The organism is Collimonas arenae, assembly GCF_001584165.1.
GTDB lineage: Bacteria > Pseudomonadota > Gammaproteobacteria > Burkholderiales > Burkholderiaceae_D > Collimonas > Collimonas arenae.
The window spans coordinates 1413939-1440332 of the sequence record NZ_CP013233.1 but is presented as its reverse complement, the minus strand read 5'-3'; the positions used below and the strand labels follow the sequence as shown (position 1 = coordinate 1440332).

The following is a 26394-nucleotide window of genomic DNA, read 5'->3' as shown; positions in this document are numbered from 1 at the left end:
TCAAAATATGGCAATCCAGACACCGTCATGCGCTGGAACAAATTCTTTGGGATTGATCTTGATCGATGGCCGGCGATTGCCCGCTACATGGAGCGCATCGGGTCACGCGCGGCAGTGACATCAGCGATTGCTGCGGAAACTGCACACGCCTAAGGCCGTACGTTCAGAAGCTTCTGCTCCAGGTTTTACGAACCTGAGGCCACTCGTCGTCGATAATACTGAAGCGCACGGAATTTCTTTTACGGCCGTCCGGCATGATTCTTTCATGACGGACAATCCCCTCCTGCTTTGCGCCAAGCCGGAGTATGGCGCGCCGGGATTTTTCGTTGATTTCATCCGTGGTGAACTGCACCCGCACGCAGTTGAGCACCTCAAACGCGTAGCACAGCATCAGGAATTTGGCTTCCGTATTGACATAGGTTCCTTGCCATGTTGCGGCGATCCAGGTGCTACCAATTTCGAGCTTGCGATGCTGCCGGTCGATCTTCCAGAAGCGAGTAGAACCTATCACCTGGCCGGTTTCCAGAATCTCGGTCACAAATGGCATGACGGTTCCGGCAGCTTGGCCGTCCAACGCCGTGCGGATGTAGCTTTGCACCGTTTCTGACGACGGCACCACCGTGAAAGGCAAGTTCCAGAGTTTGCCATCGGAAGCGGCAGCAACCAAGGCTGGAGCGTCCGAGGCCAGCAACGGACGCAGCCTTATTCTTTGACCAACGAGTGTTTCCATATACGTATCAGGGCTTCAAAAAAAGCCGGCGAGCAGGACGACTACCAACGTTACGGGTTTTCAGCGATATTTTTCAACGCACCAAGTACATCCGGGAAATCCGCCGTAACCATCGGGCCGAATTCGGCAGCAGCAGGGCCGGTAACTTCCGTGCTGTAGATGACTTTTGTACGCCCTGACGCCAATGGCACAATCTTGTGGTGCACCAGCACGCGCGTTCCTTCAATGACAGTCTCGTCGGTAAAACTTTCATTCTCCCGGACCTCGGTCAATACGCTGGTAAATGAGATATCTCCGGGAATCCGCATGGCGAATGTCGTGCCGTGCGCAAATGGGCCGTGGATCTGAATGCTCTCGATCCCACTGTTCCATTTTACCCAGCCGGGAACATTCGAAAACAGTTCCCAGATCCGCGCCGGAGTGGCCGTTGTCTCAATGCTTTCTTCGTGAGTCCACATGGTGCCGTCCTTTTTGTCGAACGCGACACGTGTCGCAAAACGTGAATTTAACATGGGAAATTACGTTCCGCCGCAGATGCGCTAAGATCATGCACATTCAGGAGAATCGGCCAGCATTACCGGCCACCTGCAATCAGATCACGAGCCGCATCCTGCCATCGCGCAGATGCGCCACCCGCTTTCACCATGATCGACCAGCTCATGCCAAATATCATATCGGTAGCAAATCTTTCCAAGAACTATGCCTCCGGCTATCGGGCGCTTAAAAACGTCGATCTGGATATCCGCCGAGGCGAAATCCTGGCGTTGCTGGGGCCGAACGGTGCCGGCAAAACGACGCTCATCAGCTGCATCTGCGGCATTCTTAACCTGTCCGAGGGCACAGTCCTCGTCGACGGCCACGACATTGTCAAGGATTTCCGTGCGGCCCGGTCCCTGATTGGATTGGTGCCGCAGGAACTGACCACCGATGCATTCGAAACGGTGTGGGCGACGGTATCCTTCAGCCGCGGCCTGTTCGGCAAGCCGGCCAATCCAGCCCATATCGAAAAAGTGCTCAAGGACCTGTCGCTGTGGGACAAGAAGGACAACAAGCTGATCACTCTGTCCGGCGGCATGAAGCGCCGCGTGCTGATTGCCAAGGCCTTGTCGCATGAGCCACAGATCCTGTTTCTGGATGAACCGACCGCCGGCGTCGATGTGAATCTGCGGCACGACATGTGGCAACTGGTGCGCTCGCTGCGCGAAAGTGGTGTGACCATCATCCTGACCACTCACTACATCGATGAAGCCGAAGAAATGGCCGACCGCATCGGCGTGATCAACAAGGGTGAGATCATCCTGATCGAGGACAAGAGCGAGCTGATGCGCAAACTCGGCAAGAAACTGCTGACGCTGCAGTTGGAACGGCCGCTCGACAGCATTCCAGCCGAGCTTGCCGCCTACAACCTGAGCTTGTCGAGCGATGGCAGTCAACTCATCTACACCTACGAAAACGACGGCGAACGCGTCACCATCATTTCGCTGCTCAACGCCCTGAGCGAAGGTGGTATCGCCTTCAAGGATATCCAGACCACGCAGAGCTCTCTTGAAAATATTTTCGTCAACCTGATAAAGGACGAACAATGAATTTCCACGCAATCCGCGCCATGTACCGCTTCGAGATGGCGCGCGCCGGGCGCACCATATTGCAAAGCATCGTCGCCCCGGTGATTTCTACATCGCTGTATTTCGTCGTGTTCGGCGCGGCAATCGGTTCGCGCATCTCGCAGATCGACGGCATCAGCTACGGTGCCTTCATCGTGCCGGGGCTGGTGATGTTGTCGCTGCTGACGCAAAGTGTCTCGAATGCCTCCTTCGGCATCTATTTCCCGAAATTCACCGGCACCATTTATGAACTGCTGTCGGCGCCGGTTTCGTATCGCGAAATTGTGGTCAGCTATGTCGGCGCCGCCGCCACCAAATCGATCATCCTTGGGCTGATCATCCTGGCCACGGCAGGCTTGTTCGTGCCGCTGCAGATAGAGCATCCGCTGTGGATGATCCTGTTCCTGGTGCTGACCGCCGTGACCTTCAGCCTGTTCGGTTTCATCATCGGCATCTGGGCCGACAGCTTCGAGAAGCTGCAACTGGTGCCGCTGCTGATCATCACGCCGCTGACCTTCCTGGGCGGCAGTTTTTATTCGATCAAGATGCTACCGCCGGTATGGCACACGATCAGCCTGTTCAATCCGGTGGTCTACCTGATCAGCGGATTCCGCTGGAGCTTTTATGGCAATGCCGATGTCAGCATCACCATCAGCCTGACGATGACACTGGTTTTCCTGGTTGCCTTCCTGGCCATCGTGGCCTGGATTTTCAAGACCGGTTACAAGCTGAAATATTAATTTTTTACGCCGGTACGGTCATCGGCGCGTCGCCTGATTTATTTCGCGCCACGCGCCTCAGCTAGTGCAATGGTCAGGTGCTGCACCTTCTTTTTCAACTGGTCTCGCTCGTCGGTAAGCTCGGCGAGCAATTGCATCAAGCGATGAATTTCCACCTGGTCAGGTGTCGCATCGCTCGGTGGCGGCTCCAGTTCTGGCTTGGGCGGCAAACGCGCCTCGCGCACCTGCCTTGCGGCCTGGCGCAGTTCCTTCTTGCCGCCAGCGACAGCCGCAACCTGCTCCTCGCTCGGTAAGGTAGCGACCGCCGCGGCGGCATTGATGGAAATGACGCCCGACTTGACTGCACTCACCAGTTCAGGCGCCGCAGTCTTCTGGATTTTTTCGATTTGCCCCAAGGTTGCGCTGCTCACGCGCGCAGCGCGCGCAACCGCTTCCCGCGTCAACGGCGGCTCGCTCTCGGATTGGGCCGCACCATCACTCTCTGCCGACTCCACAGATGATTGTCTGGTTTGCGCCTGAGACGCCCGTGCCGCTACGATCTCCTTCTTGCGTAGAGCAAGCACGCCGCGCTGAAAATCCGAAACGCTGCGTCGTCCCAGGTGGTTATCGATCATCCACAAGTGCACGTCATCCATCGACTGGAACGTCTTGTTCTGCGTGGTATTGAAAGGGATGCCGTGTTTCTGGCAGATACCGTAGCGATTGTGCCCATCTACCAGCAGATCACCCCACAGCACCAGCGCGTCGCGACAACCTTCAGACAGCAGGCTGCGTTCCAATGCAGCGAATTCATCTTCGGTTAGCGGATCAATATAGGCACGGAGATCTGGGTTGACATTGATGGTCATGGTTCAGGAGAAATAAGGGAATCGCGGCTAGTGTACGCAGGGTGACCGCTTTAGGCCACACGGCAAGCCGAATTTTACTGGAAGCTGACGATTGCCCGCTCGCATTTCTCCATCAACTCGAGATAGGCATTGCGCTCACGAGTGAGATGTTTCTTCTGAAACTCGTGCCTTTTAATGCCTTTACCGACGGTCAGAATTTTGTGACCGGCAGCTGCACAATCACCCAGTTCGGCAAACAAAGGTTGATCCTTGTTGTGCGCACCCGGCCAATCCCGCAACAAATTTTCCAGCGGGTTGTTGAATTCGCGATAGTAGCGGGTTTTGTTGTGCATGATCTGCAAATCGTGCGAGAGCCGTTCGGCTTTTCTCATTTCCTTCAACAAGCCGGCCGCTTGCGACTTTGCACTTTTACGCTGCGCGTCCGAATAGACAACCCTTACCTCACCCGGCGCTACCGGTGTAGGCAAAACCACGGCCGAACGAAACCTCTTTTCGTCGCTCGTCGGTGCAGTCTCAGCCGCCTTCTCCCCGCAGGCGCAGACAAACAACGCCGCCGCACAGGCCAGTAGATGCGTTCTTCCCGCGATATATCTTTGAAATATCATAAACAATAACTCTGACATCACATTAAACGGTTGCCATCATGCCATAAGTGTTGCAAAAGTCTGGCGGTATTCGGCAGGCGTCAGGGAAGTAAGTTCCTTGAACATACGGCGAATGTCTGAGTCGCTACGCTCCGTCCTCAGGGCATTGGGCCTATGTGGTCATCAATTTCAAGACAAATATGCATATTGGCCTTATACGATTCCGGCGAACCCGCGCGCTCAGGAATCGCGTACCTTGCCGCAAGTTCGAAAAATCCGACAAGAATCATGACGGTCTTGCAGAAGGAATTACATCATGTTGGGCATAGCTTTACTTTTCATCGGCGCGGTGCTGGTCGTCAATGGCGTTGGATTGACCGGCCGGATAGAGGCGCGCGAAAACGCCGTCTTCAATTTTTTGATCGGCATGCTGGCGCTGTTCATCAGCCTGTTGGGCATCATCCGTAGCGTTGATAACGCCGGCTATCTCAGTGTTGCCGCCGGTTTGCTGTTTGCCTTCACCTACTTGTATCTGGCGGTGGTGCAATGGAAAGGAATGAGCGGAAAAGGCCTAGGCTGGTATTGTCTGTTTGTCGCCATCAATACGCTGCCGATGGCCTGGATGGCCATGGCGCAAGACATGCGCTCGACCGTGATGTGGCTGGCATGGGGACTACTCTGGTTCCTGTTTTTCCTGGCTTTGGCTCTTCAGAAAAACATTCGGTCGCTAGGCATCATCACCGTCATCATCGGCGTTGCATCCTGCTGGATTCCCGGCTTTTTAATGTTGGCCGATCGTTGGTAATAGAGATTGCAGCCTGTTGCAAGACGCGCTGCAAAGTCAATTACTGGAGACTGCCCCAACGTTCCACCGCCGGTTCCGCAGCGGCCCACTTCCAGACATCATCGCTCCGGCAAGCGCTAGTGACGTACCAGGCACGCTTCAACTGCGCGCCCTCGCCGGTATCGACCGACATGATTGCTTCCTTGCACAAAACCAGCGGCGTATCGATCAGGCGCGTGACGCGCACTTCTCCATGTTCGTTGCCATATGAAACCTGATGCACGATCGCCCAGCGCCGCGACTGCCCTATTTCGAGATTGCCGATGATGGCGGCGATTTCGTCCTGCTCGGCTTTCTGCCAATTGCGGAAAATGTATTTGGTGGTGGCGTCGGTGGCAGCTTGTACACCGATGCCGATAGCGTAGCCGACTGCCGGATTGGAAGTGACCGCGCCACTGGCAACACCCGCCGCCGCGCCGGCGAAGCCGCCGATACTGTTGCAACCGCTCAAAGCCAGCGCAGCGACAATCAATAAGCCGCCGGCAGCGGCACGGCGTATGAAACGACCACGCCGCATCACTGCAACGCTCCCCAGCGCTCGGTCGCCGGTTCGACCGAAGCCCATTTCCAGTTCGCGCCGGATTGGCAAATGGTGGCGACGTAAAACTCACTGGTCGGCTTGCCTGCCTGACCAACCAGGCCATCGACCGAGAACACGATCTCTTTGCAGCTCATGCCCTGGCTGCTGATGATGCGACTGACCGTGACACGGCCACGCTCATTATCTTCGAGCGGCAGCGAATGCTGGATCTGCCAGTTGGCGACGGCGCCGGCAGCCAGGCTGCCGGCTACGCTGGCGATTGCATCCTGTTCCTCGCCATGTATCTTGCGCTGCTCGTACTGTACGCCGGCACGCGCCGCGGCCTGTACGCCAAGACCGATGCCGGTCGCCACTGCCGCGTTGTTGGTGACTTTGCCGGCCAGTGCCGTGCCGGCCACGCCGGCTGCGGCCGAACTGCCTTCCGTGACGACCGAACTACAGCCGCTCAATCCAATGACGCTACACAACACCAGCAAACCACTTGTCTGTTTTAACTGCATCTACCATTCCAAAATGAAAGCATCAATCGCGGCGGCGATGTACGAATTGACACCGGCCGCAGCGGCTGCAAACATTCTAGAGGAGAAAAATCCGTTTCAACTTCGGCAATAAATAATAAATTGAAAACTTTTGTTAAATCATTTCCACCGAGGAAAATGCCACCAGAGCAGTGGCGATCATTCACTCCATGCCGACTTACATGCCGTTGCCGCCGCCCATGCCACCGGAACCACCACCCATGCCTCCCATACCGCGCCCTCCGTGGCTTTTGCCGGCCGGCTTGACTGTATCCGAGTTACGCGGCTCGCAAGCGGCATCGCTGGCGCGTTGCAGACGATCCGCCAGATAGAGCCGCACCGCTTGCCGTTGCTGATCGTCCAGCGCGTCGTTCATGGTCAGCCACAGCTCGCGCAACTGACGGCCGTCCTGAGCCGACAAGCTTGATTCGGCGTCAATCGCGGTCGACAACTGGCGCAGATCGATATTCGGATTGTTGAGGCCACTGCGCATGTTGGCCTGCAGGTCTTGCTGGCGACGCTCACGCTCCTTGACGATGACCTTGGTCTTGGCAGCCAATTGCCCCCACAAAGTTTGCTGATTCGGATTCAGATGCAGATCGTCTTTCAAGCCATCGGCAGCGCTCAACACGTCTTCCGCACGAAAATCCATCACCGGTGTCGCCAGCGCACTGGCCGCCAGCCCGAGGCTGAACAAGCCTGCCAGCACCGGCGATATCAAGGTCAAACTCAGCTTTGAACGTTGCACGGCATTCTCCATATCTAAAACGCCATATTTAACCGGAGTTGCCGTATGGCCGATGCAATCGAATCATTTGGTAACAGCTGGCGCCGCATTGATACACGCTGTTGCCGGGCGCAAGGTTCTCGCCAATTGCCGGCGGCCTGCTATATTATTGGCAACTTATTGCTATCGTGCCCTTGTGCGGGCCAACCGACTGCCCATCTCCCATGATAAAAATCTCTGGCCTCACCTTCGACTACCCCGGCCATCGCGCCTTGCACCAGGTCAGCCTGCAGGTTGAGCAAGGCAGCGTGACGGCGCTGGTCGGCTCCAACGGCGCCGGCAAAACCACGCTGATGCGCTGTATCGCCGGCCTCGAAACCCCGCTGGCAGGCGCCATCAGCGTAGCCGGCATGGATGTGCTGGAGCGCCCGCGCGAAGCGCATCGGTTGATGGGCTATCTATCCGACTTCTATGGCTTGTACCAAGCCCTGACCGTCTCCCAATGCCTGGAATATGCGGCGGCTGCGCAAGGCCTGCCGGCAGTGGCAATTCCGCAGGCGATCCGGACCACGGCGCAACAACTGGCGCTGACTGATCGATTGCAGCAGACCTGCGACAAACTGTCGCGCGGCCTGCGCCAGCGCGTTGCCATCGGCCAGGCCATCATCCATGCGCCGAAAGTGCTGCTGCTGGACGAACCGGCTTCCGGCCTTGATCCGGAAGCGCGCAGCAGCCTGGCCGGCCTGTTCCGCCAACTTCAGGCGAGCGGCATGACGCTGCTGGTGTCGTCGCACATCCTGGCCGAACTGGATGAGTATTCGACCCACATGCTGGCGCTACGCGACGGCAGGGTACTCGAATATCGTGCCCTGAAGCACGACAGCGGTCATCCATCGGCGCGCAAGTCGCTGCGGATCGTGCTGGCGCAAGCCAACGCCGGATTACATGCGCAACTGGCGGCCGAACCGACGGTGCAGATTGAAGGTGGCGACGAACGCACCGCGGATTTCCTGTTCAGCGGCGATGAACATGCGCAGGCGGCGCTGCTGGCGCGCCTGATCGGCAACGGCCTGGCAGTTGCCAGCCTGTCCGACCAGAAAGAGAATTTGCAGCAATCCTATCTGCGCTCGGTCGCCACCTATGAAAACGGACAACAACACTTACCGGCCACTGGCGGGAGCGCAACATGATCAATCCTGAATTCAAACGCAACCTGTGGCTGCAGTTTTCCCTGCATCGGTTCATCGCCATGCCGGCGATTCTCGGCCTGATATTCCTCACTCTCAAGGTTGCCGACAGCAGTTTCCCAGGCGGTATCTCGATCGACAGCATCGCTCTGATGCTGTTCGGCGGCATTGTCTGCCTGTGGGGTACGCGCAATGCCAGCAATGCGGTAATCGATGAAATCCGCGACAAGACCTGGGACCAGCAGCGCATGAGCGCGCTCGATCCATGGACCATGACCTGGGGCAAACTGTTCGGCGCCACCGCTTTTAACTGGTACGGCGGCATTATTTGCCTGGCCGCGTTTGCGGTTTTCGCGATGATCCGCGAGCGTGAACTGATGCTGAGCGCCGGCCTGACGCTGGTGGCCCTAGGCATCCTGATGCATGCAGCGACCATTGCCTTGAACCTGCACCTGATGCGCAGCGACATCCGCGCGGTGCAACGTGGCGGTATCGCCTGGGCGGTGGTCCTGATCGCTGTGATGTTCGCGCCGCCGTTCCGCGCCAACGCCGATGCATCCATATTGTGGTGGGGCAGTTCCTACGCCTACAGTTCCTTCCTGCTGGCCAGCACTGTATTCTTTGCCGTCATCGCCGTGTTCGCCGCCTGGCGCACCATGGGCGGCGCATTGCAGATCACCGCCATTTCCTGGGCATGGCCGCTAGGTTGCTGCCTGCTGACAGGCTACTTTGCCGGTTTTTCCGATGGCGGCGGCTTGCTGTGGATCGGCTTGCTGTTCGCCACGGGGATGACCTATGCGGCGCTGTTCTCCGAAGAAAACAACATCGCGCTGTGGCAGCGGGTGGTGACCCGCGCCCGCGCCGGCAACTGGAACGGCCTGTTCCATAACCTGCCGATCTGGCCAACCACGCTGGTGTTGAGTTTCTGTTTTGCGATTCTATTAGCACTCAGCGGCGGCGATTCGCTGCCGTTCAAGCTGCCGCGGGCAATCATCGACACGTCGTTCCTGGCCGTGACGATTGCACTGATGCTGTTGCGCGACGCCTGCGTTTATCTGTTTTTCGCCTTTTCCGGCAACAGCAAGCGGGTTGGCGCCACCACCATCCTGTACCTGGCGGTTATCAACGGTTTGCTTCCATTCCTGTGCAAGACAATGGGAATGCGCGAACTCGCCGCATTGTTCATGCCGCTGTACGCCGACAGCGGCTGGATCATGATAGCAATTGCGGCGCTACACACCGTGCTGGCGCTGGTGCTGCTTGGGTGGATCTGGCGTCGGCAAGCATTGCGCGCTGAGTAAACACGCCTCGCCAGCAAGCTATGCGGCGGCGATCAAGCCTTCGATGATCTTATCGAGCTTGATCGCATCGGCGGCAAAGCCACGGATTCCTTCCGCCAGCTTCTCAGTCGCCATTGCATCGTCGTTCAACGCGTAGCGGAAGCCTGCCTCGTCGTAACTGATTGCGGGCATGTCAACGCCATGCGCGTCCTTACCCAGCATGCGCGGCAACGCGCCCTCCCCAGCCTGCAACTGCGCCAGCAATTCCGGGCTGATGGTCAGCAGGTCGCAACCCGCCAGCGCCGCAATCTGGCCGACGTTGCGGAAGCTGGCGCCCATCACTTCGGTCTCGATGCCATGTTGCTTGTAGTAGCTGTAAATCTGCGCCACCGATTTGACGCCGGGATCGTTCGACAGCGTGTTCGCTGATTCATCCCAGGCGCTGCCTGCGGATTTCTTGTACCAATCGTAAATGCGGCCGACGAACGGCGAGATCAGGCGCACTTTGGCGGCGCCGCAGGCGACCGCCTGGCAGAACGCAAACAGCAAGGTCAGATTGCAACGGATACCTTCGCGTTCGAGGATTGCCGCGGCCTGAATGCCTTCCCAGGTTGAGGCGATCTTGATCAGCACCCGCTCACGGCCGATGCCGGCCGCTTCATACAAGGCCATGATGCGGCGCGCGCGGGCCACCGTGGCGGCGGTGTCGAAACTGAGACGGGCGTCGACTTCGGTCGAGACGCGGCCTGGCACCACTTTCAGGATTTCCAGGCCAAAGCGCACCAGCACCTGATCGACAATCAGCTCCAGGCCATCGGCGGCATGGGCGGCAACGGTTTCAGCCAACAGCGGCGCGTACTCGGCCTGCTGCACCGCTTTCAGGATCAACGACGGATTGGTGGTGGCATCGCGCGGCTTGAATTGCGCCAGTTGCTTGAAGTTGCCGGTATCGGCTACTACGGTAGTGAATTGCTTGAGTTGCTCCAGCTGGTTCATTGTGTATTCCTGGTTTGGAAAAATCGAGTTTAAAAAATCCGAATCGGTTCAATCAATCGATTCAATCATGCAAGGCTTGCGCCGCCGCGAACAAGCCGCGGAATTGTCGATAACGCGCCTGCAATACCGGCTGTTGTGCGGCCACAGGTGTGAAGCGGGCTTTGATAGGCATGCCGGCGGCAAGCAAATCCTGGCCGCCGCCGATTGCCAGGAATCCCAGCTTGGCGGCGCCGATGCAGGCGCTGAGTTCGCTACCTGACAGGGTATGGATTTCGCGGTCCAGTATATTGGCCAACAACTGCGCCCAATAATCGCTGCGCGCGCCGCCGCCGACCAGTGCGCAACTGCTCACCGCAGCACCGGCCGACTGCACCGCATGCATCGCATCCAGCAGGCCGAAACCAACTCCTTCCAGCACTGCATAGCCAAGCATCGCCGGCACCGTATCGTGCCCTAGTTGCATGAAGCCGCCGCGCACCAGCGGATCGTTATGCGGAGTGCGCTCGCCGGCCAGATACGGCAGGAACAACGGCGTTGTTGCCGGAACGACTTGCGCGATCGGCAGCGTTTCTTGCACCAGTTGCAGCAATGCCTGTTCATTGGGCTTGCCCAACAGATTGGTCACCCAGCGCAGGCAACTGGCGCCGGACAACATCGCGCCCATCGTGTACCAGCGCTGCGGCAGCGCGTGGCAGAAAGTATGCACCGCGCTGGGCGGATTGCCTGCCGCGTGATCGGTAATCGCGACCAGTGCCGCACTGGTGCCGAGCGTGACGAAGGCTTGGCCGGCATCGATCGCGCCGATGCCGACCGCCGACACCGGGTTGTCGCCGCCACCGCCAGCCACCACCAGCCCGGCGCTCAAACCCAACTCAGTTGCGGCGGCGGCAGCCAAACCAGCCGATGCGGCAGAACCTTCCACCAGCGGCGGCAACTGCCGCAAGGTCAGCCCGGTGGCATTGACCATCGGCTCGAACCATACACGCCGGCGTACATCCAGCCAGAGCGTGGCAGCGGCATCAGAGACGTCAGTGATGCGCTCACCGGTCAGGCGCAGCCGCAGATAGTCTTTGGGCGACAGTACACAGTCAATCCGGCTGAACGTTTGTGGCTCATGATGCTGCAACCAAAGCAGCTTGGGTGCAGTCAGGCCAGCCATCGGCAAGCTGCCGGTGACTTCGGCGAAATCGGGATGATCGCGGCCCAATTGCTCCGCCTCCAACATCGCGCGCGAGTCGTCCCACAAGATCGCCGGACGCAGCACGCGGTCGCCCTCATCCAACAAAACTGCACCATGCATCTGGCCAGATAAACCGATGCAGCGAACCCTGGCATAGGCATCCGGATTGGCTGCTCTGAGCTGCTGCAATCCAGCGGCGCAAGCCTGCCACCAGTCTTCCGGGTCCTGTTCGGACCAGCCGGGCTGCGGCCGCGAAATCGTCAGCCGGACCCCGGCATGCGCCAGCACCACACCGCTCTGATCCAGTAACACCGCCTTCAGCTCCGAAGTGCCGAGATCGATCCCGAGTGCAATCGGACTATGCATATATCTCCATCATCATGATTGGCGTCACAGACAGCCGCATGAATTGCGGACGCGCAAAGTCGGCGCCAGCCGCACCGTCTGCTTCTTGCCGTCCGGCGTCTCTATTCGTTTCATCAGTAACTTGACCGCGCGCATGCCCAACTCCTTGACCGGCTGCGCCATCACGGTCAGGCGCGGCACAAAGAAATCGGCCCAGTCGAAATCATCGAAACCGACCAGCGCAATCTGCTCCGGCACATCGACCTTGGCGTCGCGCAACGCGTGCATGGCACCAATCGTCATCAGGTTGTTGGCCGCCATGATCGCCGTCGGCGGCGCGGCCAACGTCAGCAGCTTGCGGGTCGCCAGGCGCGCCGGCTCGCTGCTGGATTCGCCACAGACCAGCAGCTCTTCGTCAAATGGTAAGCCGGCCGCATCCAGCGCCGCCCGATAGCCGGCAATCCGCTCGTCGGTGGTAGTCAGGCCGGCGCGACCGGAAATAAAGGCGATGCGTTTGTGGCCATGCTGGATCAGATGCCGCACCAACTCCTGCGACGATTGCTTGTTTTCCACGCCGACCTGATCGAAGCCCTGCGGCATCAAGCGGTCGACCAGCACTGCCGGAATCTGGTTGGCGCGCAAATACTCCAGCGCCAGATGCTGCGGATCGGGGGATGGCGCCAGCAAAATGCCATCGACCCGGCGGTGATGTAAGGCTTTGACCGCACGTAGTTCCTGTTCGGGATCGTCGCGCGTGTCGACATACAACATCATGATGCCGTGCCTGGCGCATTCGGTTTCGATGGCGTGCACGGTTTCACTGAAATAGTGATTGGACAAGGCCGAGATCGCAACGCCGATGGTGTTCGACGTCGAACGCGCCAGCGAGCGCGCCAGCGTGTTCGGGATGTAGCCGGTCGCCTGGATCGCCGCCTCCACCGCGCGCACAGTCGCCGGCCGCACCTTGCGTGTACCGTTCAAGACATGCGATACGGTCGACGTGGAAACCTGCGCAATTCTTGCGACATCGTCCATTGTGGCCAATTGTGCTCTCTCCTCTATTTTTGCCGGCGCCAGCCGGCAGCTGCTGATATTGTCATCTCAACAGCCGCCGCAGCCGCTTTAGCGTTGGCTAGACCAGCCTTTATATGTTGCGACATTATCGTGAGTAATCAGCACCGGCGCCAGCAGAACCACAGGTTTGGCCGGACGTTTGCCATTCAGGATGTCATAACCGATGGCAACCGCATCCTGCGCCTGCGCCCACGGATCCTGGCTGGAGGAAGCCTGGATCGACGTACCCGACTTCAGGGCGGCCTCGATATCCGGTGCGCCGTCGACTGAAGTGATGATGATGCCGCCGCGCTTGAGCTGCTTGGCCGCGAGATCGCTGCCGATTGCCTGCGGATCGTTGATGGTGAACAGACCATCGATTTTCGGGAAGCGCGTCAGGTAGCCTTGCATCGCATTCAGCCCGCCTTCACGCGACCCCTTGCCGTCCTGGTCGTCGGACAACAGCTTGATGCCTGGCGCAGCCGCAAACACCGCCTTGCAACCCTTGACGCGATCGATCACCGCAGTCACTTGCGGACCGTTCTGGATAATCACATTGCCCTTGCCGCCAAGTTTATCGACCAGGAATTTGCAAGCCAGGCGACCGGCCTGTTCATTATCCGTCTGCACCGTGGCATCCACGCCTTTGGCGCCAACGTCCACCGCCACCACCACAATGCCGGCCTTCTGCGCCTTCTTGATGGCCGGTTCGATCGCCACCGGATCGGTGGCATTCAGCAGGATCAGGTCAACGCCAGCCGAAATGAAATTGTCGATCTGCGTGAATTGCTTGCTCAGGTCGTAATCGGCCGACACTGCCGTCACCTTGACGTTGGGATTGATTTGCAATGCTTTGGCCTTGGCGCCGTTGGCCAGGGTCACAAAGTAGGGATTGCCGAGTGAGCCGACTGTGATGCCGACCGATTTCAATTCCCGTGCCTGCACGGTTCCCGACATGCTCATGGCCAGCGTCAACGGCAATACCGCAGCTAAAACGATTTTTTTCATCATGCTTGATCTCCTGTTGCCGGTCATATCAAAATCCGGGCGCCACGACCAGCTTGCCGCACCCGGTGTCCATCCGTTAGGTCAGGTACGTGCACCCGATTGCCGATAGCGATCCAGCGCCACCGCGCCAATGATGACGATGCCCTTGATAATGTATTGCCAGATATCGGACACGCCCAGCAGCACCAGGCCGTTGGTCAGCACGGCAATAATCAACGCCCCGATCAGGGTGCCGACAATCGAACCGACACCGCCGGTAAAGCTGGTGCCGCCCAAAATCACCGCAGCAATCGCATCGAGTTCGTAGGATTGGCCCAGTTGCAAACCGTTGGCCGCCGACAAGCGCGACGCCGTCATCACCGCGCCAAGGCCCGCCAACAGACCCGACACCGCATACACGAACAGCAGCACTTTCCAGACCTTGATGCCGGACAGACGCGCCGCTTCAGCGTTGCCGCCCACTGCATAAATCTGCACGCCGATCACCGTGCGGCGCAGGATGAACCAGGCCAGCGCCACCACCAGCAGGGCGATGATGACCAGCCACGGCACACCCAATATCGAATCGTTGCCGATGAAAGCGAACGGCAATTCAGGATTGAAGACAGTCTTGTCGTCCGCCAGCAGCCGCGCCAGGCCGCGCATTGCGGTCAGCGCGCCGAGCGTGACGATGAACGGCGGCAGCCGCATGAAGGCAATCAGCACGCCATTCACCAGCCCCAGCAGCAAGCCGAAGCCGAGCCCGGCGGCAATGCCCAGCATGCCGTACTGCGGCGACATCGACGCCAGCATCGCCACCACGGCCGACGCCGCCAGGATCGCGCCGACCGACAGGTCAATGCCGGCAGTCAGGATGACGAAGGTCATGCCGGCCGCCAGCACGATATTTACCGACGCTTGCTGGGTCACGATCGACAGGTTCTGCAATGTGAAGAAATTCTGGCTCAGCAAGCTGAAGCCGAGTATCAGCAACAGCAATACCGGCAGCATGCCGACTGTGCGCATCAGGTTGCGCAATTTTTCCGGATTGCCGACCGCCGTTGCGGCACTGCCGCCTTGTACGGAAAGGTTCATGATGGTTGTCTCCTGGCTGTTCTGGTTCATGGTGTCGATTCTGCTCACGCGGCTTGCGGCTGCACCTGCTGTGCGCCGGTGGCCAGTTCGATGATGTTTTCCTGGGTGATCTCGCGTCCCGAATGGCCGCCCAGTTCGGCCACCAGCTCGCCCTCGCGCATCACCAGCACGCGGTCCGAGGTGCCGACGATTTCGGGCAGTTCGCTCGAAATCACCACCACGCCGATGCCGGCATTGGCCAGCTCGTTGATGATTCGGTAGATCTCGGACTTGGCGCCGATATCGACGCCGCGCGTCGGTTCGTCGAGGATCAGCACATGCGGCTTAATTTCCAGCAAGCGCGCCAGCAGCACTTTCTGTTGATTACCGCCGGAGAGCGCACCGACATTGACGCCGGGCGAAGCAACCCGGATCGATAGCGACTTGATGGCCTCGGCAGCACGCTGCGCACCGCGCCGCCGGTCCAGCACGCCACCATAGCCGGCATCCGGCACACAGGCGCAAACGTTGATGTTGTCGCGTACGCTCATGTCGAGGAACAGGCCTTGCGCTTTGCGGTCCTCGGTCAGGTACACCACGCCGGCGCGGATGGCATCGGCCGGCCCGCGCAGATTGCTGACGGCTTGCCCCGCCACTTCGAGCGTGCCGGCAATACGCGGATCGGCGCCAAAGATCAGGCGCGCCAGTTCGGTACGACCGGCGCCGACCAGGCCGGCAATGCCCAGCACTTCGCCCGCATGCAAATCGAAACTGCAGCCGCGCACGCGCCGCCCATCGGCCATGTCGCGCACCCGCATCACGACATTGCCTGGATCGTAAGGCGCATGCTCTTTCTTGTAGAAGCCGGACAAATCACGCCCGACCATCATCTTCACCAGCACCTCGGCCGACAGTTCATCACGCTCCAACATGCCGACATGCTTGCCGTCGCGCAGCACCGAAACCCGGTCCGACAATTCGTAGATTTCCGCCATCCGATGGCTGATGTAGACGATCGCCAGGCCTTCCTCGCGCAACTGGCGAATCAATGCGAACAAACGATCAGTCTCACGGGAAGACAATGGTGTCGTGGGTTCGTCCATTACCAGTATGCGGGCGTGGGCATGGATCGCCCGCGCAATCTCAACCAGTTGGCGCTCGGCGATCGACAGGCTACTGACCTTGGTGTGCGGCGTGAAATCCGCGCCCAGGCGCTTCAACACATCGACACAGCCGGCTTCCATCGCCTTGCGGTCAACGCTCCAGCCTTGCCGTAATTCACGCCCCAGATAGATATTTTCCGCCACACTCAGGTTCGGGCACAGGCTCAACTCCTGGTAAATGACCGCAACCCCGTGCTCTTTGGCAGCGCGCGGACCGTAATTGACTACCCGCCGGCCATCAATACGGATTTCGCCGCCGGTATCGGCCTGATGGGCGCCGGACAGCACTTTCATCAGCGTCGACTTGCCGGCGCCATTCTCGCCCATCAGGGCATGGACTTCACCAGCGTAGACGGTCAGATCAACTTCCTTCAACACCCGTAAACCGCTGAACGTCTTGGAGATGCCGCGCATCTCGAGAATTGGTGTTGCGCCTGATTCAGATTTCATCAACAAGCCCTCGTTTTGATGGAGCGATCAATCATTTTTAAGGATGACCAAATCGCCGAAACAGCTACACGACTGAACGAAAATATTGGAAATCGACCGATGGTCAATCAGAAGACAGCAGCGATATGCAAGCATCTGCGCGTGAGCGATCGCTCAATACCGGACTTTTACGTGACACGAGAACGGGCGGCGACGCCCTCCCCGGATGCGGGATATGCATGGATTTGTCTCCTGGTTTCTTTGTTTTTTAGCTAAGTCGCAACACCACTGGAAAGGCTCCAGATCAGTATTGAGGACCTGATTTGCGATCAATATTAGAGGAAAGCAAGCGCTTGCGCAAGCGCTTGCTTTTATTGATACTTGGATAATTAAAAACGTTTAGGCAAAAAAACACCTCCGCGAAGGAGGTGTTTTCGGATGCAGCCGGCACCGCCCGAAGCGGCTCTTCAGCAAGAATATTTCAATCAGTTCCCAGCCACAGTCATGCTTTCAATCAGCACCGAACCAGTCTGCTTGGTTCCGCGAATCAGCGTATCGGCGCCGATGGCGACGATTTGCGCCAGCATGTCTTTCATGTTGCCGGCGATCGTGATTTCCTCGACCGGGTACTGGATGATGCCCTTCTCCACCCAATAACCGGAAGCGCCACGCGAGTAATCGCCGGTGACGTAGTTGACACCCTGCCCCATCAACTCAGTGACCAGCAAGCCAGTATCGAGTTTCTTCAGCATCGCCTTGAAGTTATCCGTGGATTTGGTCAGCGAGGACGTCATGCTCAGGTTATGCGAACCGCCGGAGTTGCCGGTGGTCTTCATGCCCAGCTTGCGCGCCGAATAGGTCGACAGGAAGTAGCCCTGCACCACGCCATCCTTGACCACCTGGCGGCGCTGGGTCTTGACGCCCTCCTCATCGAACGGCGCCGAACCCACCGCACCAACCACATGCGGATCTTCCAGGATCTGGATATGCGGCGCAAACACCGATTTGCCCAAGGTATCCAGCAGGAATGTCGATTTGCGGTACAACGCGCCGCCGGACACCGCCTGCACGAATGCCCCCAGCAAGCCCGCCGCCAGAGGCGCCTCGAACAGCACCGGACACTTGCGCGTATCCAGCTGACGCGCGTTAAGCCGCGCCAATGCACGCTCTGCAGCGTAGCGACCGATCGCTTCCGGCTTGGCCAGCTGCTTCGGATCGCGCATCGACGAGTACCAGTCGTCACGCTGCATGTGGGCGCCCTTGCCGGCAATCGGCGCTACCGAAATGGTGTGCCGCGAAAACGGATAGCCCCCCATGAAGCCGCGCGAATTGGCGCTGACAAAGTGCGATTGCTGGGCATAGACGCCGGCGCCTTCGCTGTTGGTGATGCGCTTGTCGACGGCAAATGCTGCCGCTTCGCAACGTTTTGCCAATTCGACAGCTTCTTCTGCAGTGATCAGCCACGGCGAGCACAGCTTCAAATCCAACGGATTCATTTCCAAAGTATCAACATCCGGCAGGCCGGCGCAATCGTCTTCGGCGGTGAAGCGGGCGATGTTGTATGCCGCTTCGACCGTGTCCTGCAACGCTTTGGCCGAGAAATCGGAGGTGCTGGCATTGCCGCGCCGGGTATGGCCTTCCTCTCCCAGGTACACGGTGACGCCCATGCCCTTGTCCTTATTTTGCTCGATGGTCTCGACGCTACCCTTGCGCACCCCTACCGACAGCCCGCTGCCTTCGCTGATCTCGACAGAGGCGCCAGAGGCCCCTTTTTCCCGCGCATAACGCAAAACGTCCTGCGCAAGTTGTTGCAACTGCTCTTGGCTATGAATGAATACGGAGTCGCTCATGGGTCGGTTTTCTTTGAATAAGGTATAAAACGGTTATCATAGCAGTCGTTTACAGTATGGAAGTACCCTTAACATCATGCCAAATCCCAATCGGGGCTCCTGCGGCTTTCAGTCCAGCGAGTTCGAACAAGAATACGATCGTCCCTCCAAGTCCCAGCTCAAGCGCGAGATGACTGCATTGCAGAAGCTCGGCGAAGAGCTGATTGCCGAATCGCGCGACCGCGTCAAGCGGGTGCCGATGCCGGAAGATGTGCGCGACGCCATCCTCGAATGCCAGCAGATCAAGGACCACGAAGGACGCCGCCGCCAGACTCAGTACGTCGGCAAGAAAATGCGTACTTTGGAGCCGCATGAAATCGCCGAAATCCAGAAGACCCTGGATAGCTGGCGTGGCCTGTCGAAAGCCGACACCGCCGCCATGCACGCGCTGGAACGCCATCGCGATCGCCTGTTGAAAGACGACGGCGCGCTGACCGAACTGTTGGCGAAACACCCGGAACTCGATGTGCAGCAAGTGCGCACGATGATCCGCAATGCGCGCAAGGAACAGGCCGAGAACAAGCCGCCGAAAGCGTATCGCGAAATTTTCCAGCTGCTGAAGGAATTGCAGAAATCATCCGCGCAAGAGAGTGACGACGGCGTCGATCAAGATGACGAAGACCAGCACGATGAGCACAACTAGCCTGAAAATCGGCCTGGTATCGATCTCTGATCGCGCCAGTGCCGGCGTTTATCAGGATCAAGGCATTCCGGCCCTGCAGGAATGGTTCGGCGCCGCACTCAGCAGCCAATGGCAAGTCGAAACCCGGCTGATCGCTGACGAGCGCGCAGTGATCGAGCAAACCCTGATCGAACTGGTGGACCAGGAGCATTGCCATCTGGTGCTGACCACTGGCGGCACCGGCCCGGCGCGGCGCGACGTGACACCGGAAGCTACGCTGGCGGTAGCCACCAAGGAAATGCCCGGCTTCGGCGAACAGATGCGGCAAATCAGCCTGCAATTCGTACCGACCGCAATCCTCTCGCGGCAAGTTGCCGTGATCCGCGAAAGCACCGATCACGCAGCGCTGATCCTGAATCTGCCAGGCCAGCCGAAATCGATCAAGGAAACCCTGGAAGGCTTGAAGGATGCCGACGGCAAGCAGAAAGTGTCGGGCATCTTCGCCGCCGTGCCTTATTGCATCGACCTGATTGGCGGTCCGTACATCGAAACCAACGAAGCTGTCTGCAAGGCGTTCCGGCCGAAATCAGCGATCAAGCCAAGCAACGCGTAAGTTTTCTTTTGGTCCACCCACTTTAGCGAATCGCATCCATGCTGCCAACGGCCCGTTCCCAGTCTCGCCTGACAGTCGCCCTGCTCCTGCCTGCATTGACCTTGGCGCTGAACGCGCCACTGCCCGTCGCAGCACAGCAGGCAGTGCAAACCCAGCAAACCCTGCACCTGATCAACGAATACCCAGCCACCTCGGTCACCGCTGCTGCCGACCTGCAGTTCGCCGCGACCGTCAAGCAACTGGCGGGAGATACGCTGGCGATCGAGACCGAACAGGAAGCCAACAATCCGTTCAAGGGCAATGCGCAGGTCAGCGCCGTCAGCGAGCGCAAGGTCGAGATGGCGACGCTGTTTGCCGGCATCGTCGGCGCCAGCGATCCGTTCTTCCTGCTGTCCTCGCTGCCATTCACGGTCAACAGTTTCGACGACGCCAAGGGGCTTGCTAATTGCGCCCAGCCTGCCGTCGAACAGCACCTCGACCAGCTCAATCTGCACCTGCTGTATGTCACGCCGTGGCCGCCATCCGGCATCTGGTCGGCGAAGCCGCTGACCGACCTGGCATCCTTGCAGGCGTTGCAGATCCGCACCTACGACGACAATAGCCGCGGCGTCTTCGAGCTGGCCGGTGCGCACAGCGTCAACCTGCCGTTTTCGGCGGTCCCTCCCAAACTGGCTGCGGGCGAATTGAATGCGGTGCTGTCGTCGGGCGACGGCGGCGCCGGTAACCACCTGTGGGATCATCTCGGTAATTTCAGCGCCATCAATTACTCGATCCCGCTCAGCTACACCGTGATCAACCGCGACGTCTGGCAGCAGCTCTCGCCGCAGCAGCAGGCAACGCTGACCGAAGCGGCCAAGCGCACCGCCGATGCTTCCTGGAGCAACGTCAAGGATCGCATCGAAGCCAATTACGCGCGCATGCGCGAGCACAAGATGACGCTCAACCTGGCGCCGGCAGCAACAATCCAGGACAGCCTGCATAACGCCGCGCGCAGCCAGCTCGCCGCCTGGCAGCAAAAGGCCAATGCCGCCGATATCGTCGGCGTTTGCCTCAAGGGAAAACTGAGCGCCAGCGCCGCCCAATAAAACCGCGCCAACGATCAACCACTTATCTCCTATTCGGAATACCTCATGTCTAGCACGCTCAAAACCCTGGAAATCTCCACCTCAGAAAATCCGACCGCTGCCGTCATCTGGATGCACGGCCTCGGCGCCGACGGCTCCGATTTCGTACCGATCGTCAAGGAACTGGATTTGAGCGGCTGCCCCGGCATCCGCTTCGTCTTCCCGAGCGCGCCAACCATGCCGGTGACCATCAACAACGGTTACGTCATGCCAGCTTGGTACGACATCCTGACCACCGACCTGATCCGCCGTGAAGACGAAGCCGGCCTGCGCAAATCGCAGCTGGAAATCGAAGCCCTGATCGCGCAACAGATCGCGCTGGGCATCGCCGCCGATAAAATCGTGATCGCCGGCTTCTCGCAAGGCTGCGCGATGACGCTGCAAACCGGCTTGCGCCATCCACAAAAACTGGCCGGCCTGATGTGCCTGTCCGGCTACCTGCCGCTCAGCGACAAGATCGCCGCCGAGCGCCATGCAGCCAACCAGCACACCCCGATTTTCCAGGCCCACGGCCGCATCGATCCGGTAGTCGTGATTGACCGTGCAGAAAAATCGCGCGACCTGCTGCGTGAACTCGGCTATCAGGTCGAATGGCATGAATACATGATGCCGCACTCAGTGTGTGCGGAAGAAGTGGCGGATATCGGGAATTGGCTGCGCCGCGTGCTGGCGTGAATGCCGACATGAATCCGGTATAAATTCGATATAAAAAAGCCCGCTCTTGCAAGCGGGCTTTTTACGAGATATTGCAGATCATCGTGCCAGCGGCGTGTAGCCTGCGTCACGGATGGCTTCAGCCAATTCGTCGGCCGACGCCTTGCTCTCGATCGAGACAGTCCGTCCTTCGATCTTGATATCGACCTTGGCGCTTTCGTCAACGCCATTGATAGCTTTGGTGATGCGGCCGGCGCAATGGCCGCATGTCATGTCCTGCACATTGAATTCGATCATTTTATTACTCCGTTCTCGCTTGGTTGGTCACTTGGATCAACTATAAACCTTCCCATCGTAGCAAGGTCAAGCAGCAACTGAAAAAATGCAATACCCAACGATCGAAATCATTGCCGGTCGCGATGAACTGTTTAGTTCAGGCCGTTCTTTCCTTCAATTTCATTGGCTTTCAAGCCGCCCAGGCGTGCATGCAGGCGGCCGCGGGTAGCCACTGCAAACGCCACCACGACTTCGTCGGCATTCGGTGCATCGAAGAACTGGGTGGTGACGGTGTCGTAGTGCGACGGCACGTACAGCGCATGTTTGTGCGCCAGCGGAATATCCAGTTCAGTGCCTGGCACGCCGCGTTTGCCGGATGACGGGATCCAGGCTTTACCGCCGCCGATAGCTTCACGGATCGGCATGACCATGGCTGGTGTCAGGAACGCGTTGCCGTGCTCGTATTCGCCGCCGATGCCGACGATGCAAGCCTTGCCGTAGCTTTCCACCTGGTCATTGCCCAGCGCGGCGACGATGCGACGGCCGAATTCATGGCCGAGCGCTGGCGAATTGGCCAGGATCAGGTCGAGATTTTCACTGAAGCGGCCGGCGTAGGGATTATGAATGGCGGCGGCAATCACGATCTTGCGCAGCGGATTGCCGTCAGCCAACACGCCGGACTCATTGGCCAGCGTGTCGTCGATCTGGGTGTACCACTTGCGAATATGATAATTTTCGAAATTTGCCGGCTTGGACATCATGTATTCCTGAGAAGTTGATTGAATTGAAAAATTCGATGGACAGGAATCGTAACGTGCCGCCCCCTCTGCTCATATAGCGCTACGCGTATAGCCGGTAGAGCTTTTCGCCGCAGAACTGGCTGCCAACCACGCACAAAACCATCGACTGTTAAAATTGTGCTTGACCTTCCCATCATGGGAAGGTGGATCATGCAAACATATCCACTTACCAGGCGGCCCATCATGAGCAGCACCAGCACAACTCCATTGATCGAATTCCGTTTGCCGATCGACGGCATGAGCTGCGCTTCCTGCGTATCGCATGTCGAGAAAGCCCTACGCAAGGTTGCCGGGGTGCAGGATGTCAGCGTCAACCTGGCGACTGAACTGGCGACCGTACAAGCCGATGCCGGCACTACTATTGGCCCTCTGGTGGTTGCGGTGGAACAGGCCGGTTACCAGGTAAAGCAGCAGGAAATTACGCTCGATATCGCGGACATGAGCTGCGCTTCATGCGTCAGCCGAGTCGAGAAGGCTTTGTATAAAGTCGCAGGCGTGCAAAGCGTGGCGGTCAACCTGGCCACGGAAAAAGCCACGCTGACAACTGCCGGCGCAGTGCCGCTTGAAAGTCTGATCGCAGCGGTCAAAGCCGCCGGCTATGAGGCTACAGTTCCCGCCGCAACATCAACCTCAGAATCGCCGGTTAGCAAGACTATGCTGCCAGGCTGGTGGCCGGTTGCTCTGGCAGCGCTGTTTACGCTGCCATTGGTGTTGCCGATGCTGCTGATGCCGTTCGGTAGCGACTGGGCTTTGCCGGGCTGGTGGCAACTGGCGCTGGCGACGCCGGTGCAGTTCTGGCTCGGCGCCCGCTTCTACCGCGCCGGCTGGCGCGCGTTGAAGGCAGGCAGCGGCAACATGGATTTGCTGGTAGCGCTCGGCACCAGCGCCGCATATGGTTTGTCGCTGTATCAGTTGTTGTCGATGTCATCACAGCATGGAGCAATGGTGCACCTGTACTTCGAAGCATCGGCGGCGGTGATCACGCTGGTGTTGCTTGGCAAGTGGTTGGAAGCCCGCGCCAAGCGCCAGACTGCCGACGCCATCCGTGCGTTGAACGCGCTGCGCCCGGAGCACGCCACGGTGCGCCGCGATGGTGTTGATCGCGAGATTGCCATCGCAGCGCTGCAGGTCGGCGACCTGGTCGTGGTGCGCGCCGGCGAACGCATTGCGGTAGACGGTGTGGTGCAAGAAGGACAAAGCCATGTCGACGAATCGCTGCTGACCGGCGAGAGTTTGCCGATTGCGAAACAAGCGCAAGACCACGTCACGGCGGGCGCCATCAATGGCGAAGGTTTGCTGCTGGTGAACACCACGACCATCGGCGCCGAAACCACGCTGGCGCGCATCATCCGTATGGTCGAACATGCGCAAGCCGCGAAGGCGCCGATCCAGCGTCTGGTCGATAAGGTCAGCGCAGTTTTCGTACCGGTAGTGCTGTTGATCGCCGCCCTTACCTTGCTCGGCTGGGGCTTGAGCACCGGCGACTGGCAGCAAGCACTGTTGAATGCGGTGGCCGTGCTGGTGATCGCCTGCCCATGTGCGCTGGGACTGGCAACGCCGACCGCGATCATGGCCGGCACCGGCGTCGCAGCGCGTTACGGCATCCTGATCAAGGATGCTGAGGCATTGGAAATCGCTCACAAGATCGACGTGGTCGCCTTCGATAAAACCGGCACGCTGACCATCGGCCAGCCGACGCTGCTGGCCGCATTGCCCAGCACTCCAGGCCAAGAAAGCGCCCTGCTGGCGCTGGCCGCGGCCGTGCAACGCAACAGCGAACATCCATTGGCGCGGGCTGTGCTGGCCGCCGCCAAGCTGCAAAAGATTGCGCCTGCAGTCGATGCCAGCCAGGTCAAGTCAATTGCCGGACGCGGCGTGCAAGCCAGCGTTGGCGAGCGGCAATGCTATCTGGGCAGTTCACGCTGGATGCAGGAACTGGGCGTCGAACTCGGCGCCCTCGCAAGCGATGCCAAAACACTGGAAGCCGAAGGCCGCACCATTTCCTGGCTGGCCGCAACGCAAGACGGCAAGCCGATCGTCATTGGCCTGTTGGCCTTCGGCGATCAGGTCAAACCGAGCGCTGCCTATGCCGTCAAGCGCTTGCAACAGCTGTCGATCCGTGTCGCCATGCTGAGCGGCGACAATCGCGGCAGCGCCAACGCAGTCGGCAAACAGTTGGGCATCAGTGAGATCCATGCCGAAATCCTGCCTGCCGACAAGGCCCGAACAATCACCGAGTTGAAATCCGGCGGGAGCGTGGTCGCTATGGTCGGCGACGGCATCAACGATGCGCCCGCGCTGGCTGCGGCCGATGTCGGCATCGCCATGTCGACCGGCACCGACGTCGCCATGCAAGCTGCCGGCATCACCTTGATGCGCGGCGATCCGGGCCTGGTGGCCGACGCAATCGATATCTCGCGCCGCACGTATCACAAGATCCGCCAGAACCTGTTCTGGGCCTTCATTTACAACCTGATTGGCATTCCGCTGGCCGCGCTCGGCTATCTGAACCCGGTGCTGGCCGGCGCGGCGATGGCTTTCAGCAGCGTCAGCGTGGTCAGCAACGCGCTGTTGCTGAAGCGTTGGCGGCCAGCTGCGGATCAACCGGCATCGCCAGTTTCGTCTACGCCGGCAACCTCCAAGGAGATCGCAAATGTCCTCTAATGCACTGAATATAGGCGATGCCGCACTAGCCTCGGGCGTCTCAGCCAAGATGATCCGGCACTACGAAGAAATCGGCCTAATCCCGAAAGCCAGTCGCACCGACGCCGGCTATCGCACTTACAACGAGCGCGACATCCATCTGCTGCGCTTCATCCGCCAGAGCCGGCTGCTGGGATTTTCGATGAAACAGATTGCCGAACTGATCGGGCTCTGGCTCGACCAGTCGCGTCCCAGCAGCAAAGTCAAGCAATTGGCGCTGACGCATATCGGCGAGCTGGACGACAAGATCCGCGAGCTGCAGGCGATGAAAGCCACGCTGGAGAAACTGGCCTGCCATTGCCATGGCGATGCCCGGCCTGATTGTCCGATTCTGGAAGGCCTGGCGCAGCAAACGCTGTAATCGATGCTAGAATCCCCCATCATGTTTTCCATCATCCGCCTGAAGAACCTGCTGATCCTGCTGCTGGCGCTGGCCATCCCTTTACAGGGATATGCCGCGGCGGCGATGGTTTTTTGCGGCTCGGAAAATGTGACGGCGGCACGTACTGCCGCTGCAACGATGCACGCAAGTTCGCATCATCGTGCCGATCTGCAAAGTGCCGGCTTGACATCGACATCGATGCAGGGCGATCACCACAACGGCGCGCATGACAAGGTATCCCACTCCTGCAGTTCCTGCGCCGCTTGCTGTATCGGCGTGATTCCGATGCCATCGACGCTGGCGGCAACACAAGCGCTGGCGATCACACACGCGATTCCTTTCCCGCTTTCAGGTTTTGTCGGCTACATGCCGGAAAACCCCGAACGACCTCCCTCACTCCTCGCTTAATTTTTCAATTCAAGTATCTTGCCGCCCATACGGGAACGGCAAGCCTGATTGATTGGCAATGCATCGTCCTAGGGCCATGCGCTGCCTCGTTAA

Annotated in this window: 28 protein-coding genes; 12 read left to right on the top strand and 16 right to left on the bottom strand. The window is 59.0% G+C overall.

Going from position 1 to position 26394, the window contains the following annotated elements:
* Positions 1-163 precede the first annotated feature (163 nt).
* On the bottom strand, positions 164-730 hold the full coding sequence (locus tag CAter10_RS06805; protein ID WP_061532818.1) for a GNAT family N-acetyltransferase: 567 nt from the start codon (positions 728-730) through the stop codon (positions 164-166).
* A gap of 50 nt (positions 731-780) precedes the next feature.
* Positions 781-1242 (bottom strand): SRPBCC family protein, encoded by a 462-nt coding sequence (locus CAter10_RS06800; RefSeq protein ID WP_231879208.1) that lies wholly within the window; start codon positions 1240-1242, stop codon positions 781-783.
* A 147-nt stretch (positions 1243-1389) separates the two neighbouring features.
* Here CAter10_RS06800 and CAter10_RS06795 point away from each other — a divergent pair, with 147 nt between their 5' ends.
* Both CAter10_RS06795 and CAter10_RS06790 read left to right on the top strand, forming a co-directional pair.
* On the top strand, positions 1390-2316 hold the full coding sequence (locus tag CAter10_RS06795; protein WP_061535203.1) for an ABC transporter ATP-binding protein: 927 nt from the start codon (positions 1390-1392) through the stop codon (positions 2314-2316).
* The gene (locus tag CAter10_RS06790) at positions 2313-3074 is read left to right on the top strand and encodes an ABC transporter permease (protein ID WP_061532817.1); all 762 of its coding nucleotides are present in this window, start codon (positions 2313-2315) and stop codon (positions 3072-3074) included. The genes CAter10_RS06795 and CAter10_RS06790 overlap by 4 nt, the downstream gene beginning before the upstream one ends.
* A 38-nt stretch (positions 3075-3112) precedes the next feature.
* Here CAter10_RS06790 and CAter10_RS06785 read toward each other — a convergent pair whose 3' ends face one another.
* Complete coding sequence (locus CAter10_RS06785) at positions 3113-3922, bottom strand: ParB N-terminal domain-containing protein (protein ID WP_061532816.1); 810 nt, start codon at positions 3920-3922, stop codon at positions 3113-3115.
* Positions 3923-3996: 74 nt separating this feature from the next.
* Entirely contained in the window at positions 3997-4545 is a 549-nt protein-coding gene (locus CAter10_RS06780) for a hypothetical protein (protein WP_061532815.1), read from the bottom strand.
* Between the two features lie 277 nt (positions 4546-4822).
* Here CAter10_RS06780 and CAter10_RS06775 point away from each other — a divergent pair, with 277 nt between their 5' ends.
* Complete coding sequence (locus tag CAter10_RS06775) at positions 4823-5311, top strand: AmiS/UreI family transporter (protein ID WP_061532814.1); 489 nt, start codon at positions 4823-4825, stop codon at positions 5309-5311.
* Positions 5312-5351: 40 nt separating this feature from the next.
* On the opposite strand, the gene CAter10_RS06770 is transcribed toward CAter10_RS06775, so the two are convergent.
* The 3 genes from CAter10_RS06770 to CAter10_RS06760 form a co-directional block, all read right to left on the bottom strand.
* Complete coding sequence (locus CAter10_RS06770) at positions 5352-5915, bottom strand: hypothetical protein (RefSeq protein ID WP_082797819.1); 564 nt, start codon at positions 5913-5915, stop codon at positions 5352-5354.
* Complete coding sequence (locus CAter10_RS06765; RefSeq protein WP_061532812.1) at positions 5867-6391, bottom strand: hypothetical protein; 525 nt, start codon at positions 6389-6391, stop codon at positions 5867-5869. Before CAter10_RS06765 ends, CAter10_RS06770 begins: the two co-directional genes overlap by 49 nt.
* Positions 6392-6587: 196 nt before the next feature.
* Complete coding sequence (locus CAter10_RS06760; protein ID WP_128083003.1) at positions 6588-7157, bottom strand: hypothetical protein; 570 nt, start codon at positions 7155-7157, stop codon at positions 6588-6590.
* Positions 7158-7360: 203 nt separating this feature from the next.
* Between CAter10_RS06760 and CAter10_RS06755 the strand changes: the two genes are divergently transcribed.
* Positions 7361-8326 (top strand): ABC transporter ATP-binding protein, encoded by a 966-nt coding sequence (locus tag CAter10_RS06755; protein ID WP_061532810.1) that lies wholly within the window; start codon positions 7361-7363, stop codon positions 8324-8326.
* A complete protein-coding gene (locus CAter10_RS06750; RefSeq protein WP_061532809.1) occupies positions 8323-9624 on the top strand; it encodes a hypothetical protein in 1302 nt (433 codons plus the stop codon). Before CAter10_RS06755 ends, CAter10_RS06750 begins: the two co-directional genes overlap by 4 nt.
* A gap of 18 nt (positions 9625-9642) precedes the next feature.
* Here CAter10_RS06750 and tal read toward each other — a convergent pair whose 3' ends face one another.
* The 7 genes from tal to pmbA all read right to left on the bottom strand — a co-directional run bounded on the left by tal (position 9643) and on the right by pmbA (position 18680).
* Positions 9643-10599 (bottom strand): transaldolase, encoded by a 957-nt coding sequence (gene tal, locus CAter10_RS06745; RefSeq protein ID WP_061532808.1) that lies wholly within the window; start codon positions 10597-10599, stop codon positions 9643-9645.
* A 61-nt stretch (positions 10600-10660) separates the two neighbouring features.
* Entirely contained in the window at positions 10661-12133 is a 1473-nt protein-coding gene (gene xylB / locus CAter10_RS06740; RefSeq protein ID WP_417924720.1) for a xylulokinase, read from the bottom strand.
* A gap of 36 nt (positions 12134-12169) precedes the next feature.
* The gene (locus CAter10_RS06735; RefSeq protein WP_231879288.1) at positions 12170-13159 is read right to left on the bottom strand and encodes a LacI family DNA-binding transcriptional regulator; all 990 of its coding nucleotides are present in this window, start codon (positions 13157-13159) and stop codon (positions 12170-12172) included.
* A gap of 87 nt (positions 13160-13246) precedes the next feature.
* The gene (locus CAter10_RS06730; RefSeq protein ID WP_128083188.1) at positions 13247-14140 is read right to left on the bottom strand and encodes an ABC transporter substrate-binding protein; all 894 of its coding nucleotides are present in this window, start codon (positions 14138-14140) and stop codon (positions 13247-13249) included.
* 126 nt (positions 14141-14266) lie between these two features.
* Positions 14267-15259: an ABC transporter permease subunit gene (locus tag CAter10_RS06725; RefSeq protein WP_061535202.1), complete on the bottom strand. Its 993-nt coding sequence runs from the start codon at positions 15257-15259 to the stop codon at positions 14267-14269.
* Positions 15260-15303: 44 nt separating this feature from the next.
* Positions 15304-16851, bottom strand: a complete 1548-nt coding sequence (locus CAter10_RS06720) for a sugar ABC transporter ATP-binding protein (protein WP_061532804.1) — start codon at positions 16849-16851, stop codon at positions 15304-15306.
* A 464-nt stretch (positions 16852-17315) separates the two neighbouring features.
* Entirely contained in the window at positions 17316-18680 is a 1365-nt protein-coding gene (gene pmbA / locus CAter10_RS06715) for a metalloprotease PmbA (RefSeq protein WP_061532803.1), read from the bottom strand.
* 76 nt (positions 18681-18756) lie between these two features.
* Here pmbA and yjgA point away from each other — a divergent pair, with 76 nt between their 5' ends.
* From yjgA to CAter10_RS06695, 4 genes are read left to right on the top strand one after another with little or no spacing between them, the layout of a single operon-like run.
* Entirely contained in the window at positions 18757-19362 is a 606-nt protein-coding gene (gene yjgA / locus CAter10_RS06710) for a ribosome biogenesis factor YjgA (RefSeq protein WP_061532802.1), read from the top strand.
* The gene (gene mog / locus CAter10_RS06705) at positions 19349-19954 is read left to right on the top strand and encodes a molybdopterin adenylyltransferase (RefSeq protein WP_061532801.1); all 606 of its coding nucleotides are present in this window, start codon (positions 19349-19351) and stop codon (positions 19952-19954) included. Before yjgA ends, mog begins: the two co-directional genes overlap by 14 nt.
* A 38-nt stretch (positions 19955-19992) precedes the next feature.
* Positions 19993-21039, top strand: coding sequence for a TRAP transporter substrate-binding protein (locus CAter10_RS06700; RefSeq protein ID WP_082797817.1), 1047 nt, complete (start codon positions 19993-19995; stop codon positions 21037-21039).
* A 45-nt stretch (positions 21040-21084) separates the two neighbouring features.
* Positions 21085-21753, top strand: coding sequence for an alpha/beta hydrolase (locus CAter10_RS06695; RefSeq protein ID WP_061532800.1), 669 nt, complete (start codon positions 21085-21087; stop codon positions 21751-21753).
* Between the two features lie 78 nt (positions 21754-21831).
* On the opposite strand, the gene CAter10_RS06690 is transcribed toward CAter10_RS06695, so the two are convergent.
* Positions 21832-22029: a heavy-metal-associated domain-containing protein gene (locus CAter10_RS06690; RefSeq protein WP_061532799.1), complete on the bottom strand. Its 198-nt coding sequence runs from the start codon at positions 22027-22029 to the stop codon at positions 21832-21834.
* A gap of 131 nt (positions 22030-22160) precedes the next feature.
* On the bottom strand, positions 22161-22766 hold the full coding sequence (locus CAter10_RS06685; protein WP_061535200.1) for an amino acid synthesis family protein: 606 nt from the start codon (positions 22764-22766) through the stop codon (positions 22161-22163).
* A 225-nt stretch (positions 22767-22991) separates the two neighbouring features.
* Between CAter10_RS06685 and CAter10_RS06680 the strand changes: the two genes are divergently transcribed.
* The 3 genes from CAter10_RS06680 to CAter10_RS06670 are packed head-to-tail and all read left to right on the top strand — an operon-like array spanning position 22992 to position 26301.
* Complete coding sequence (locus CAter10_RS06680) at positions 22992-25472, top strand: heavy metal translocating P-type ATPase (RefSeq protein WP_061532798.1); 2481 nt, start codon at positions 22992-22994, stop codon at positions 25470-25472.
* A gap of 4 nt (positions 25473-25476) precedes the next feature.
* Positions 25477-25872: a Cu(I)-responsive transcriptional regulator gene (gene cueR, locus CAter10_RS06675; protein WP_061535199.1), complete on the top strand. Its 396-nt coding sequence runs from the start codon at positions 25477-25479 to the stop codon at positions 25870-25872.
* A 21-nt stretch (positions 25873-25893) separates the two neighbouring features.
* The gene (locus CAter10_RS06670) at positions 25894-26301 is read left to right on the top strand and encodes a hypothetical protein (RefSeq protein WP_061532797.1); all 408 of its coding nucleotides are present in this window, start codon (positions 25894-25896) and stop codon (positions 26299-26301) included.
* Positions 26302-26394 lie beyond the last annotated feature (93 nt).

Coding starts and splice junctions, on each gene's coding strand:
- CAter10_RS06805 (WP_061532818.1), bottom strand. CDS start 730: ATGGAAACACTCGTTGGTCAAAGAATAAGGCTGCGTCCGTTGCTGGCC.
- CAter10_RS06800 (WP_231879208.1), bottom strand. CDS start 1,242: ATGTTAAATTCACGTTTTGCGACACGTGTCGCGTTCGACAAAAAGGAC.
- CAter10_RS06795 (WP_061535203.1), top strand. CDS start 1,390: ATGCCAAATATCATATCGGTAGCAAATCTTTCCAAGAACTATGCCTCC.
- CAter10_RS06790 (WP_061532817.1), top strand. CDS start 2,313: ATGAATTTCCACGCAATCCGCGCCATGTACCGCTTCGAGATGGCGCGC.
- CAter10_RS06785 (WP_061532816.1), bottom strand. CDS start 3,922: ATGACCATCAATGTCAACCCAGATCTCCGTGCCTATATTGATCCGCTA.
- CAter10_RS06780 (WP_061532815.1), bottom strand. CDS start 4,545: ATGTCAGAGTTATTGTTTATGATATTTCAAAGATATATCGCGGGAAGA.
- CAter10_RS06775 (WP_061532814.1), top strand. CDS start 4,823: ATGTTGGGCATAGCTTTACTTTTCATCGGCGCGGTGCTGGTCGTCAAT.
- CAter10_RS06770 (WP_082797819.1), bottom strand. CDS start 5,915: ATGGGCTTCGGTCGAACCGGCGACCGAGCGCTGGGGAGCGTTGCAGTG.
- CAter10_RS06765 (WP_061532812.1), bottom strand. CDS start 6,391: ATGCAGTTAAAACAGACAAGTGGTTTGCTGGTGTTGTGTAGCGTCATT.
- CAter10_RS06755 (WP_061532810.1), top strand. CDS start 7,361: ATGATAAAAATCTCTGGCCTCACCTTCGACTACCCCGGCCATCGCGCC.
- CAter10_RS06750 (WP_061532809.1), top strand. CDS start 8,323: ATGATCAATCCTGAATTCAAACGCAACCTGTGGCTGCAGTTTTCCCTG.
- tal (WP_061532808.1), bottom strand. CDS start 10,599: ATGAACCAGCTGGAGCAACTCAAGCAATTCACTACCGTAGTAGCCGAT.
- CAter10_RS06735 (WP_231879288.1), bottom strand. CDS start 13,159: ATGGACGATGTCGCAAGAATTGCGCAGGTTTCCACGTCGACCGTATCG.
- CAter10_RS06730 (WP_128083188.1), bottom strand. CDS start 14,140: ATGAGCATGTCGGGAACCGTGCAGGCACGGGAATTGAAATCGGTCGGC.
- CAter10_RS06725 (WP_061535202.1), bottom strand. CDS start 15,259: ATGAACCTTTCCGTACAAGGCGGCAGTGCCGCAACGGCGGTCGGCAAT.
- CAter10_RS06720 (WP_061532804.1), bottom strand. CDS start 16,851: ATGAAATCTGAATCAGGCGCAACACCAATTCTCGAGATGCGCGGCATC.
- pmbA (WP_061532803.1), bottom strand. CDS start 18,680: ATGAGCGACTCCGTATTCATTCATAGCCAAGAGCAGTTGCAACAACTT.
- yjgA (WP_061532802.1), top strand. CDS start 18,757: ATGCCAAATCCCAATCGGGGCTCCTGCGGCTTTCAGTCCAGCGAGTTC.
- mog (WP_061532801.1), top strand. CDS start 19,349: ATGAGCACAACTAGCCTGAAAATCGGCCTGGTATCGATCTCTGATCGC.
- CAter10_RS06700 (WP_082797817.1), top strand. CDS start 19,993: ATGCTGCCAACGGCCCGTTCCCAGTCTCGCCTGACAGTCGCCCTGCTC.
- CAter10_RS06695 (WP_061532800.1), top strand. CDS start 21,085: ATGTCTAGCACGCTCAAAACCCTGGAAATCTCCACCTCAGAAAATCCG.
- CAter10_RS06690 (WP_061532799.1), bottom strand. CDS start 22,029: ATGATCGAATTCAATGTGCAGGACATGACATGCGGCCATTGCGCCGGC.
- CAter10_RS06685 (WP_061535200.1), bottom strand. CDS start 22,766: ATGTCCAAGCCGGCAAATTTCGAAAATTATCATATTCGCAAGTGGTAC.
- CAter10_RS06680 (WP_061532798.1), top strand. CDS start 22,992: ATGAGCAGCACCAGCACAACTCCATTGATCGAATTCCGTTTGCCGATC.
- CAter10_RS06670 (WP_061532797.1), top strand. CDS start 25,894: ATGTTTTCCATCATCCGCCTGAAGAACCTGCTGATCCTGCTGCTGGCG.